The sequence below is a fragment of the Algoriphagus sp. Y33 genome, from assembly GCF_014838715.1.
Classification (GTDB): Bacteria; Bacteroidota; Bacteroidia; order Cytophagales; family Cyclobacteriaceae; genus Algoriphagus.
This window is the reverse complement of record NZ_CP061947.1, coordinates 4,882,062-4,894,278: the sequence shown is the minus strand read 5'-3', so window position 1 is coordinate 4,894,278 and position 12,217 is coordinate 4,882,062. Positions and strand designations below refer to the sequence as shown.

Genomic DNA, 12,217 nt, shown 5'->3' with positions numbered 1-12,217 from the left:
CCGCCAAAAAGCTTATTTTTGTCTATGCTTTCTAAAAAGACCAAATACGCCCTACATGCCCTGACCTATTTGGGCAAGCACAAAGACGAAAAGACGGTGCTGATTCAGGAGATAGCCGAAGAGCATGGGATTTCACATAAGTTTTTGGAAAATATCTTATTGGAGCTGAAAAAAGCCGGAATGCTGGGAAGCAAAAAAGGAAAAGGCGGAGGATATTATCTGATCAAAGAACCTAAAGATATTCCACTTTCCAGAGTGATTAGATTGCTGGATGGCCCCATTGCCTTGCTTCCCTGTGTAAGTTTAAACTACTACGAACCTTGTGATGAATGTAAAAATGAGGCGGTTTGCGGAATAAATCGAGTGATGATCCAAGTTAGAGATGAGACCCTTAAAATACTGGAAAACAAAACCTTAGAAGATATTTTGAAGGAAGAGTAAATTTTTTTTATCATAAACCCTATATATTTTATAGGGTTTATATACTTTTGTCCTTTACTCTCGTAATAACCTAGTATGATTTTAGACCAACCACTTAAAAAGCTGTTTGCAGGAAAGCCGGGAAAAGATAGCAATGCCAAGAGCTTGCTGAAATCTATTTCTTGGAGAATCGTCGGGACCATAGATACGGTCATTATCTCATATTTCGTGACCGGGGAATTCGTGATGGCGATCTCGATCGGGTCGGTTGAAGTGTTTTCTAAAATCATCCTCTATTATTTCCACGAACGTGCTTGGGAAAGCGTCTCAAAAGTAGAATCCAATGACACAGATAAAGAATTTGCATGAGTTAGAAGCTCAGTTGGAACAGCTGAGCGCACAGGAAGGGTTGGCATTGATCGCGGATTTATTTCCCGGGAAAGTCACTTTCTCCACTTCTCTTGGTCAGGAGGATCAGGTGATCACCCAGTTGATCGCTGCTGGGAATACGCCGGTCAAGATCTTCTCTTTGGACACGGGACGTCTTTTTCCTGAGACGTTGGATCTGCTCTCCAGAACAGAAGCCAAATACAAGCGACGTATCAAGGTATATTATCCTACTACCGATTCTGTAGAAAAGCTGGTTTCCGACATTGGGATCAACGGATTTTATGAATCAGTGGAAAATAGAAAATCCTGCTGCTTTGTACGCAAAGTGGAGCCGCTTAAAAGAGCTCTGGCGGGAAATGAGGTGTGGATCACCGGTCTTCGCGCTGAGCAGTCTGCCAATCGTAGCGATATGAAACGTATAGAGTGGGACGAAACCAATCAGATCATAAAGTATAATCCTCTGTTGGACTGGACCTTTGAGCAGATGATCGCATACATTGATGAGAAGAATATTCCGTATAACCCGCTTCATGACAAAGGTTTTGTAAGTATTGGTTGTGCCCCCTGTACAAGAGCCATCATGCAGGGCGAAGATGCCCGCGCAGGCCGATGGTGGTGGGAAGATTCCAAAAAAGAGTGCGGATTGCATGCTAAATAAGACGGGAGACCGAAGACGGAAGTCTTTCTCGTCGCTGTTCACCATTCATCATTTGATATTAAAAAATAAGACACAAGACAATAGATTTAAGAAATAAGATCGCTTTTAACCTGAACAGCCGGTAGGCAAAGGCATAAAAGCCGAACAATTATAATAGCTATAGTTTGAGGTGCAATTTGAACTCGTAAATCGTACTTCGTAAATCATACATCATATGAACAACCTATTAATACCGAATCCAAAAGAAGCAGAATCGATCCACATCATTCGCGAAGTGGCGGCGCAGTTTGAGCGTCCGGTTTTGCTTTTTTCCGGTGGAAAAGACTCCATTACGCTAGTGAGACTAGCTCAGAAGGCTTTTTACCCGGCGAGAATTCCTTTTCCATTACTACATGTTGATACGGGACATAATTTCCCTGAGACCATAGAATTCAGGGATAGACTTGTGGAAGAGCTTGGATTGGAACTGATCGTACGGAATGTGCAGGATTCTATTGATCAGGGTAAAGTTCGTGAAGAGCGCGGTAGATATTCCAGCAGAAACTCACTTCAGACTACCACGCTTCTCGATGCGATCGAAGAATTCAAGTTTGATGCTTGTATCGGAGGGGCCAGAAGAGACGAGGAAAAGGCAAGGGCGAAAGAAAGGGTTTTCTCGGTACGGGATGACTTTGGCCAATGGGATGAGAAAAACCAGCGTCCGGAGCTCTTTGATATGCTAAATGGAAAAATTCATGTAGGACAGAATGTGCGCTGTTTTCCGATTTCCAACTGGACTGAACTCGATGTGTGGGAATATATCAAAACTGAAAATATTGAGATTCCTTCCATCTACTTTGCGCATGAACGTGAGGTGTTCTTCCGGGATGGAATGATCTGGACTGCCAATGAGCATGTGTTCAGAGAAGAGCATGAAGAAGTGATGGTGAAAATGGTCCGATTCAGAACCGTGGGCGATATGACCTGTACTGCGGCAGTGCTTTCGGAGGCAGTTTCCCTGGACGATGTAGTCGGGGAAATCAGAGACTCTACCATTTCAGAGCGTGGAGCCAGAATAGATGATAAACGATCTGAAGCTGCAATGGAGACGAGAAAGAAAGTCGGATACTTCTAGAAGTGAGAACGTCATTGCGAGGAGGAGGTACGACGACAAAGCAATCTCCTATCGACTTGACTGCTTCACTTCGTTCGCAGTGACGGTAAACATTAATGTCGTTATGCTGCTTCTCCAGAAGCAGCATAAGTCAAATGCTCAGTATCAGAATTAAGCTTAGTCCAGCTTCTGGAGAAGCAGGACAACTGAAAACTAGAAACAACATGTCTGAAAATAGAAAACTTATAAAAATCGCCACTGCAGGTTCTGTCGATGATGGCAAAAGCACGCTGATTGGTAGATTACTATACGATACCAAGTCACTGACAACGGATAAAATCGAAGCAATCGAGCGTAGCTCGAAGCAACGAGGATACGATTACCTTGATTTCTCTTTGGCTACTGACGGCTTGGTGGCTGAGCGTGAGCAAGGGATAACGATTGATGTAGCCCATATTTACTTCAACACCGCTAAAACAAATTTCATCGTAGCCGATACTCCGGGACATGTGGAGTACACGCGAAACATGGTGACCGGAGCTTCGACTTCTCAGGTTGCGATTATCCTGATCGATGCGAGAAAAGGCGTGATCGAGCAGACATACCGTCATTTCTTCATTGCCAATTTACTTCGAATCAGCCATGTGGTCGTAGCGATCAACAAGATGGACTTGGTGGATTATGATGAGGAAGTATATCTGAAAATCAAAGCGGATTTTGATGCCTTGGTGGCTAAGTCAGATTTTGCCGAAGATCAGATCACGTTTATTCCTGTGTCTGCTCTGAAAGGTGAAAACATCGCCAGAAAGTCAGAAGAGATGCCTTGGTATGTGGGAAATACACTTTTGGACCATTTGGAAGTGTTGGAGCCGGCAGATTTGGAGCCGAGCTCTGTAGCGAGATTTCCTGTACAGTATGTCATTCGTCCCAAAACAGAAGCTTGGCATGACTTCAGAGGTTTCTCGGGAATGCTCTATGGAGGAAATCTAAAAGTAGGTGATGAAGTAACACTATTGCCTTCACTTACTACCTCGACGATCAAAAGCATTCACTATTTCGATCAAGAGATTCAAGAAGCTGCTCCCGGCAGTTCCATTGTGATCACTCTGGCAACAGAAGTGGATTTGAGCCGTGGGGATATGCTGGTGAAAAGTGGGGAATTACCGAGAAGTGATAAGCGCTTGACCGCTACCATCTGTCAGGTAAATAGCAAGCCACTTAGAATAGGGGGTAAATATTTACTTCAACATGGTGTCAACCGTGTGATGGCAAAAGTGGATCAGATCGAATCCAGAATTCATACGGATTTCACGGGTACAGAAGAAGCGGCGCAGCTGAAGCTGAATGATATCGGAAGAGTTCATTTTCGCCTGAGCAAGCCTATCCATTTTGATTCCTATCATTCAAATAAATCAAATGGGAGCTTTATCCTAATAGATGAAGCAGAATACGATACAGTTTCGGTTGGATTTATAGAATAATTACGGGTTACGAATGGCGATTTACGCCATTCGATAGGTTATTGAAATTCTTTTGATTCCCGACTTTAACTCATCTCTATACCAGCCCTTACCATTAAACCTATTACAGCCATGCAGAGCTTTAGAACCGAACTCGAAAACAATATAGTAGAACAAGATATCATCGATTTAGAAAAGAAAATTGCACTTTTCAAAGGTGGTAATATAGATGAGGAGAAATTCCGTAGTCTCCGTCTGGCACGTGGTATTTACGGGCAGCGTCAGCCGGGTGTACAGATGATCCGGATCAAATTGCCTTACGGGCGTGTTTCTTCGGATCAGCTTCGCAGGATCTGCAAAGTCTCAGATGAATATTCTACCGGAAGATTGCACATCACTACGCGCCAGGATATACAGATTCACTATGTGAGTTTGGATAGAACCCCAGAGCTTTGGGCGGAATTGGAGCGGGATGATGTCACCATCCGGGAGGCTTGCGGTAATACGGTAAGAAACGTGACGGCTTCTGAAACTGCGGGTATCGATGCCAATGAGCCATTTGATGTGACTCCCTACGCTGATGCTGTTTTCAAATACTTTTTGAGAAACCCGATCTCTCAGGAAATGGGTCGTAAGTTCAAGATTTCCTTTTCCTCTTCTGACGAAGATACAGGATTGAGCTATCTGCACGATTTGGGTTTTATTCCCAAAGTGAAAGTGATCGACGGTGCCGAAGTTCGTGGGTTTAAAGTAATGCTTGGAGGAGGTCTGGGATCTCAGCCCCGTCATGCGGATGTGTTTTCTGAGTTTGTAGAAGCAGACCGGATTATTCCTTTTGCGGAAGCTGTGATCCGAATCTTTGACCGCCATGGAGAGCGCGCGAAGCGTATGAAAGCCAGAATGAAGTTCTTGATCAAGGATATTGGATTGGAAGCATTCTTGGAATTGGTGGAAAATGAGAAAAAAGCACTTCCATTTAAGTCATATCCGATCGATCATGAGTCCTATGATGTTACGCAAAAGCTTCCGGATGCTCCTGTTGCTGTTGTAGAGGAAGAGCTTGGACTTGACTTTGAGCACTTCAAACTCACCAATATTTTGCCTCAAAAGCAAAAAGGATTTGTATCTGTGGGAGTTAGAGTTCCGCTAGGTGATTTCTATACCGATCAGGCTAGAAAATTGGCTGACTTGGTGGAGAAATATGCAAGTGCGGAAGTTAGATTTACCCTTCGTCAAAACTTCCTGATCCGTGACGTCCGTGAAGACTTGGTCCCTTATTTCTATAAAGAATTGAAGGAAATCGGGTTGTCAGCTGCAGGATATAACAGTCTTGGAGATATCACCGCCTGTCCTGGCACGGATACCTGTAATCTTGGAATTGCGAGCTCCACGGGAATTGCGGCGGAATTGGAAAAAGTGATTTTGGCAGAATATCCCCAATACCTGAAAAATCAGGATTTGGTAATCAAGATCTCAGGCTGTATGAATGCCTGTGGCCAGCATAATATGGCTCATATAGGCTTTCAGGGCATGTCCATGAAATCAGGGAAAGTGGTTATCCCAGCACTTCAGGTTTTACTTGGGGGAGGAAACATGGGAGATGGAAATGGCCGTTTTGCAGATAAAGTGACCAAGATCCCTAGTAAAAGAGGTCCTCAGGCTTTGAGGATTTTGCTGGATGATTTTGAGGCAAATGCAAAAGGACAGGATTTCTTGAGCTATTATGATGAAAAAGGACAGATCTACTTCTATGAATTGCTGAAAGAACTTGGAGATGCTTCTACAGTAACTCCGGCTGATTATGTGGATTGGGGAAATACAGAAGAGTACAAAATCGCAGTGGGTGTGGGTGAATGTGCCGGTGTAGTTCTTGACTTGGTTGCTACCTTGCTTTTGGAGGCCAAAGAGAAAATTGACATTGCGCAAAAATGTCTGGAAGAAGGACGTTGGTCAGATAGCATCTATCATCACTATGCAGGCTTGATCAATGCTGCTAAAGCGATCTTACTTAGTGAAAGTGTGAGTACTAATTCCTATGCGAATATCATCAAGCAGTTTGATGAGGTATTTGTGGAAAGTGGGAAAATCAATCTAGGAGGTACTTTCGCAGAAAAGATCTACCAGATCAATCAGAACGAGCCTACAGAAGAATTTGCGAAAGCCTATGGAAATCAGGCTTTGGAGATCTACGGTTTGCTGAAAAGCTACCGTGAGGAAGAGGTGACTGCATGAAGTCTATGATTCAACCGAAAGTAACATTGGTCGGAGCCGGTCCGGGTGATCCTGAATTGATCACCCTCAAGGCCGTTTTGGCGCTGAATAAGGCCGATGTGGTCTTGTATGATGCACTGATAGATCCTGTGCTGCTTGACCATGCACCGGAGACAGCACACAAAATCTTCGTGGGCAAACGTGTTGGGCGGCATTCTCAGCCTCAGGGGGATACCAATCAACTTTGCGTAAGCTTGGCCAAAAAGTATGGGCATGTGGTTCGCTTGAAGGGCGGAGATCCATTTGTCTTCGGGCGTGGCTCCGAAGAGATTGAATACATAGAGGCATTTGGGATTAGTACGGAATTGATACCGGGAATTACTTCGGCAATAGCAGTTCCTGCAGCGGCGGGAATCCCTGTGACAAAACGGGGAATTTCCGAAAGTTTCTGGGTAGTAACTGGCACAACTTCAGCCGGAGAACTTTCCCGTGATCTGGCACTGGCTGCGCAATCCACTGCAACTGTTGTCGTGTTGATGGGCACTAGAAAGTTGGTTGAGATTTCGCAGGTTTATACTAAGTTTGGAAAAGCTGATTTGCCGATAGCGATTATACAGAGCGGCACCACAAGTGAGGAGAAAATTGTAGCGGGTTATATTTCTGATATTGAACAAAAAGCTGAAGAGGCGAAGGTGGAAGCCCCTGCCATTATCATCATCGGAGAAGTGGTACGGGAAAGCATGAAATTGGCTGAAGTGTATCGGGAGTTTGTGAAATATAACCTTTGAGGTTTTTTCTAACCTCGAAGGTTTTGATAAAGTATATCGTATTCTAAACAAAAACTTCGAGGAGATTTCTCTCTCGTTCCTCGGTCGAAATGGCCTCTTTGGGGATTCGAAAATGTACTTTGCGCTTTCATCTTAATTTCGAATGATGAATACTGAATTTCGAATAATAAAGTTTCAGTAGGTCTATTGTCTTGATTCTAACATCTTGATTCTTAAAAAATGAACCACTTATATCCCATATTCTTAAAAGTCCATGAGCTCAATACTTTATTAGTAGGTGGGGGAAATGTGGGTACGGAAAAGCTGCAATTTTTACTGAAATCAAGCCCAAATGCTCAGGTGACGGCAGTTTCGAGAGAATTCTCCCAATCTTTTTTGGATCTTGCTTCAAGTACGGATTCTGTGACTATGATTGAGGATGTTTACCATGAGAAGTATCTTGGAGGCAAGCATATAGTAATTGCTGCCACTGATGATAAGGGTGTTAATAGACAGATCAGAGATGAAGCCAAAGAGCGTTTTCTTTTGGTAAATGTGGCTGATACGCCGGATTTATGTGATTTCTATTTGGGTGGAATTGTCACTAAAGGAAACCTGAAGATCGCTATCAGTACCAACGGCAAATCCCCTACAGCTGCCAAGCGACTCCGTCAGCTGCTGGAAGAGGTGCTTCCGGATGAATTGGACGACTTGCTAAATAATCTGAACGCATATCGCGATACTTTGAAAGGCGATTTTGAATACAAGGTGAAAGCGATGAATGAGATCACCGAGGGGCTGGTGAAAAAACCAGGTTGATTTTTGAGGGTTTAGGCTGGTTTGTTAAATTGAGGGAATTTCATTTTTAACGCTTCTATTATTTCAAATGCTTCAGCCTGTTTTTAAAGATTTTCTGGCATTCTTAAAAAATCCAACTAAGTCTGATTCCTATACCAAAATGCCCGCAAGAAGTTTTTTGGGGCTGCTAATTGTTGTATTGGCTTTTGCTATTCCATTTGCCTTTTTGATGGATTGGTTAGGCGCAGATCAGTTTGATTCAATAATGGAACAAATGCTGGCTGAGAACAAGTTGCAGGTAGTTTTTGCTGTGGTTTTCTTGGCTCCTTTACTAGAGGAATTGATTTTTAGACTTCATCTTGATTTGAAAATAACATCTATTTGCTGGGGGTTGGGCATGTCTATTCTAATGATTAGTCAACAATGGTATGTAACAGCTGTATTTGTAGTTTACCTTGTCTACCTGCTAATTAGAGTAATGCGACAGCAGCCCCCGAACCTCAAATTTGTTGTCTTCATCTCCTCAACTTTCTTCGCTTTAATCCATTTGGGAAATTTTTCTAATTTTGAATTAGCAGACCATTTTTACTGGATTCCTTTTCTGGTAGCGGCTCAGTTTTTCATAGGGTTGATTCTCAGCTATATTCGGCTCACTCATGGGATTTGGTAGGCGATTTTGTTCCACGCAGTCTATAATGCAATCCTGATCATTCCCACTGTTTTACTTTATGAGTCTTGAATACTTCCCGGAAGAATTAAGAAATTAAATGATTGTGTCTATATCAGCCTCCCTAATCTCCTTTTTCCGGTTTTTTATTTCACCCGGTTCCCGTATTTTTGGACTTCCTTTACAATACGTATTACCAACATTTATTTATGGCATATCTATTTACCTCAGAGTCCGTTTCTGAGGGGCATCCTGATAAAATCGCAGATCAAATTTCTGACGCGTTAATTGACAATTTTTTGGCTTTTGACCCAAACTCTAAAGTAGCTTGTGAGACATTGGTCACAACAGGTCAGGTGATTCTTGCAGGTGAGGTGAATTCCGATATCTACTTGGATGTACAGAAAATCGCGCGTGATGTGATCAATAGAATCGGCTACACCAAAAGCGAATACATGTTTGAAGGGAACTCATGCGGAGTGCTTTCTGCAATTCATGAGCAGTCTTCCGAAATCAATCAAGGTGTAGTTCGTCAGAGTCCTGAGGAGCAGGGTGCGGGAGATCAGGGGATGATGTTTGGCTATGCTACCAACGAAACCGAAAATTACATGCCATTGGCTTTGGATCTTTCTCATATGATCCTTCGTGAATTGGCAGAACTGAGAAGAGAGAATAAAGATATCACCTATATCCGGCCTGACTCAAAAGCTCAGGTGACTATAGAATACAGTGACGATAATGTACCTCAGCGGATTGAGGCTATTGTAGTTTCCACGCAGCATGATGATTTTGACGAAGAGGAAAAAATGCTTGCGAAAATCAAATCAGATATCATTTCCATCTTGATTCCAAGAGTGGTAGCGAAACTGAAGCCGGAAATTCAGAAGCTTTTCACTTCAGAAATTAAGTACCACATCAACCCAACAGGGAAATTTGTAATTGGCGGACCACATGGAGACACTGGTCTGACGGGTAGAAAAATCATTGTGGATACTTATGGGGGAAAGGGCGCTCATGGTGGAGGGGCTTTTTCAGGAAAAGATCCTTCGAAAGTAGACCGCTCTGCTGCCTATGCTACGCGTCATATTGCTAAGAATATGGTTGCGGCAGGAGTTGCAGATGAGGTTTTGGTACAGGTTTCTTACGCTATCGGAGTAGCTAAGCCAATGGGTATTTACATCAATACTTACGGAACTGCCAAAGTGAACTCAAGCGATGGGGCTATAGCGAAGAAAATTGAGGAAATTTTCGATATGCGTCCATATGCGATCGAGCAACGCTTAAAGCTGAGAAATCCTATCTATGAAGAAACTGCCGCTTATGGTCACATGGGGAGAACCAATGAAGTCGTGACCAAAACTTTCTATTCCCCTTACAGGGATGAGATCAAACTTGATGTTGAGTTGTTCACGTGGGAAAAACTGGACTACGTGGACAGAATAAAAAAAGCATTTGAGCTATAAAAACAAAGGCTTCCGGAAGAACTGGAAGCCTTTGTTTTTAACTTCGGTCTTCAAAACATCTCTTCAATCAACTCCGTATAAAAATCCCTCACTTCCATTCCGATTGCCCGTACTTGCTGGGAAATCAGACTAGTTTCAGTTTGCCCCGGCACCGTGTTTATTTCGATAAAATAGAATTTTCCGGTTTCATTTTGAAGAAAATAGTCAATGCGGACAGCACCTTTACAGTTGAGCTTTTCATAGATTTTTGGGATAATACGATTCACGCGAGTTGACTCTTCCTCTGATTGTCTACCGGGAGTGATTTCTTCCGTTACACCGGCAACGTATTTAGCTTCGTAATCAAAAAACTCTTTGCTACTGACGATCTCAGTGGCCGGAAGAACGGTGATTTCTCCCTTTCCTCTGTAGCATCCAATCGAAAACTCACGACCGGATACGAATTCTTCCACCAATACCTGTGAATCTTCTGCAAAGGCTTTTTCCAAGGCTTCCGGCAATTCTTCCCAGGTTTTTACTTTGCTCATGCCAATGGAACTCCCGCCATTGTTAGGCTTGATGAAAAGCGGTAGGGTCAGCTCATTTCCCACCCGTTTGAGATTTGCCGGAGAGTTTTCAAAAAGCTGAAGCGATTTGGCAATGTGCAATTCCTCTATATCATCCACAATGGCTTTGGTGTAGCCTTTGTTCATGGTGATAGCAGATGTTAATTGATCGCAGGTCGTATAGGGTAATCCGATCATATCGAAATAGCCTGCGAGTTTCCCATCTTCTCCCGGTGAACCATGAAGGATATTGAAGACTCCATCAAACGTGATTTTATCATCGCCAATCCGGATGCTGAAGTCATTCAGATCTATCGGAATTTTTTCTCCCGAAACGGAAAGAAAATGCCAATCCCCAGGATAAATCAGAATTTTGTAAACGTCGTAAAGATTTCGGTCAATGGTTTTTTCCACCACAGCGGCACTTTTCAGAGAAATCACAGATTCTCCAGTATATCCACCTGTCACCAGGGCGATTTTTCTCTTCATTAGGTATTAGAATTAACGGTACGAATTACTTGAATTTTTCGTGATTTCCCGCAGATTGTTGCGGATAACTCTAACAGATTATAAACGACTGGCAATTTAAGTTTCTTGCCCGCAGATAAAAGCAGATAATTTACGAAGATTATATCCTGTCTCCCGCAGATTGACGCAGATAACAAGCGCAGATTTTCGCAGATGCTTAGGCTTGGGAATAAAAAATCAGCGAAGATCAGCGTATTTTCAGCGCGTATCAGCGGGGAAATTGAAGTCTTTTTCGGCGTAAATCAGCGGGAAAATTTTTGTCAATTAGACTTTAACGGGAAGATACTACGCCAGCTTAATCTGATCCAGATAGAATTTCATTCTTGTATGATCGCGTGGCAAAAAGTCAATCTTATCGATTTTGTCCTGCTTGTGATTGTAGAATACCTCCACGTATTCATTTTCCAGCAAATACAAATTCACCTTATGCTTGTAATAGCGGATAGCCACAACGAAAGTACCTTCGGTGTAGAGGGTTGCTATTTTTTTGTGGAAAGGAAGATTGGTGAATTCTTCTTTGCTCATAATCTTCAATTGCTTTCGTTAAGGTAAGGAAATGAAACGCTTTTTTTGACAAAAAAAGATTGATTCCTGTTCGGCTTCGACTTATACTTGAAAGAACAAAAACCACTATGCTGCGCAAACAATTCCGTTTTACCGCTTTTTTTCTTGTTTTAGGATTGATGCTTGCCGCATCCTGCGCATCCAAAAAGAAAGTAGCGAATGAGCCTTTTAATACTGTGATTCAGACTGCTAGAAGCTATACGGGAACTCCCTATAGGTATGGTGGAACTACCCGCTCGGGGATGGATTGCTCTGCTTTAGTTTATCATTCTTTTTATTCCGTAGGAGTTACCATGCCCAGAATTTCGGCAGATCAAAGCAAAATGGGTAAGAGTATCCGCACCAACGAGATCAAACCCGGTGATATATTATTTTTTGCTACGGGGAAAAAAAAGAAGGGGGTGACCCATTCCGGAATCGTGACTGAGACTTCACGGGGAGATGTCCGTTTTATCCACTCTTCCACTTCGCTCGGTGTGTCCGAGGATTACTTGAGCAACCGATATTGGTCAAATGCTTTTCTTTTTGCCAGAAGGATTTTGGATTGAGGCTTTTCTAAACCACAAAGTGCACAGAGGAGCGCAAAGATTATTGTTGGCTTGCCCTTGACCATTGAATTTGAAAATTGATCATTTTCTAAACCACAAGGTAAA

The 12,217-nt window shown here is 42.9% G+C and carries 13 protein-coding genes; 11 read left to right on the top strand and 2 right to left on the bottom strand.

What is annotated here, in order from left to right; all coding sequences use genetic code 11:
• Positions 1 to 24 precede the first annotated feature (24 nt).
• The 10 genes from ID165_RS19920 (at position 25) to metK (ending at position 9,927) form a co-directional block, all read left to right on the top strand.
• Positions 25 to 441, top strand: a complete 417-nt coding sequence (locus ID165_RS19920; RefSeq protein WP_192347180.1) for an Rrf2 family transcriptional regulator — start codon at positions 25 to 27, stop codon at positions 439 to 441.
• A gap of 75 nt (positions 442 to 516) precedes the next feature.
• Complete coding sequence (locus ID165_RS19915; protein WP_192347179.1) at positions 517 to 789, top strand: DUF2061 domain-containing protein; 273 nt, start codon at positions 517 to 519, stop codon at positions 787 to 789.
• On the top strand, positions 764 to 1,468 hold the full coding sequence (locus ID165_RS19910; protein ID WP_192347178.1) for a phosphoadenylyl-sulfate reductase: 705 nt from the start codon (positions 764 to 766) through the stop codon (positions 1,466 to 1,468). The genes ID165_RS19915 and ID165_RS19910 overlap by 26 nt, the downstream gene beginning before the upstream one ends.
• Before the next feature lie 214 nt (positions 1,469 to 1,682).
• Positions 1,683 to 2,582 carry a sulfate adenylyltransferase subunit CysD gene (gene cysD, locus ID165_RS19905; RefSeq protein ID WP_192347177.1) on the top strand — a complete coding sequence of 300 codons (900 nt, stop codon included), beginning with the start codon at positions 1,683 to 1,685 and terminating at the stop codon, positions 2,580 to 2,582.
• Positions 2,583 to 2,785: 203 nt separating this feature from the next.
• Positions 2,786 to 4,042 (top strand): sulfate adenylyltransferase subunit 1, encoded by a 1,257-nt coding sequence (locus ID165_RS19900; protein ID WP_192347176.1) that lies wholly within the window; start codon positions 2,786 to 2,788, stop codon positions 4,040 to 4,042.
• 111 nt (positions 4,043 to 4,153) lie between these two features.
• Positions 4,154 to 6,253 (top strand): HEPN domain-containing protein, encoded by a 2,100-nt coding sequence (locus ID165_RS19895; protein WP_192347175.1) that lies wholly within the window; start codon positions 4,154 to 4,156, stop codon positions 6,251 to 6,253.
• Positions 6,250 to 7,020: a uroporphyrinogen-III C-methyltransferase gene (gene cobA, locus ID165_RS19890; protein WP_192347174.1), complete on the top strand. Its 771-nt coding sequence runs from the start codon at positions 6,250 to 6,252 to the stop codon at positions 7,018 to 7,020. The genes ID165_RS19895 and cobA overlap by 4 nt, the downstream gene beginning before the upstream one ends.
• 219 nt (positions 7,021 to 7,239) lie before the next feature.
• Positions 7,240 to 7,818 (top strand): bifunctional precorrin-2 dehydrogenase/sirohydrochlorin ferrochelatase, encoded by a 579-nt coding sequence (locus ID165_RS19885; protein ID WP_192347173.1) that lies wholly within the window; start codon positions 7,240 to 7,242, stop codon positions 7,816 to 7,818.
• A 67-nt stretch (positions 7,819 to 7,885) separates the two neighbouring features.
• Complete coding sequence (locus tag ID165_RS19880; RefSeq protein WP_192347172.1) at positions 7,886 to 8,467, top strand: CPBP family intramembrane metalloprotease; 582 nt, start codon at positions 7,886 to 7,888, stop codon at positions 8,465 to 8,467.
• Between the two features lie 206 nt (positions 8,468 to 8,673).
• Positions 8,674 to 9,927: a methionine adenosyltransferase gene (metK, locus tag ID165_RS19875; RefSeq protein WP_192347171.1), complete on the top strand. Its 1,254-nt coding sequence runs from the start codon at positions 8,674 to 8,676 to the stop codon at positions 9,925 to 9,927.
• Positions 9,928 to 9,977: 50 nt separating this feature from the next.
• Here the strand turns inward: metK and ID165_RS19870 are convergent, their stop codons facing one another.
• Both ID165_RS19870 and ID165_RS19865 read right to left on the bottom strand, forming a co-directional pair.
• Positions 9,978 to 10,961: a D-alanine--D-alanine ligase gene (locus ID165_RS19870; RefSeq protein ID WP_192347170.1), complete on the bottom strand. Its 984-nt coding sequence runs from the start codon at positions 10,959 to 10,961 to the stop codon at positions 9,978 to 9,980.
• Between the two features lie 324 nt (positions 10,962 to 11,285).
• On the bottom strand, positions 11,286 to 11,525 hold the full coding sequence (locus ID165_RS19865; RefSeq protein ID WP_192347169.1) for a hypothetical protein: 240 nt from the start codon (positions 11,523 to 11,525) through the stop codon (positions 11,286 to 11,288).
• 107 nt (positions 11,526 to 11,632) lie between these two features.
• Between ID165_RS19865 and ID165_RS19860 the strand changes: the two genes are divergently transcribed.
• Entirely contained in the window at positions 11,633 to 12,112 is a 480-nt protein-coding gene (locus ID165_RS19860; protein WP_192347168.1) for a C40 family peptidase, read from the top strand.
• Positions 12,113 to 12,217: the final 105 nt, after the last annotated feature.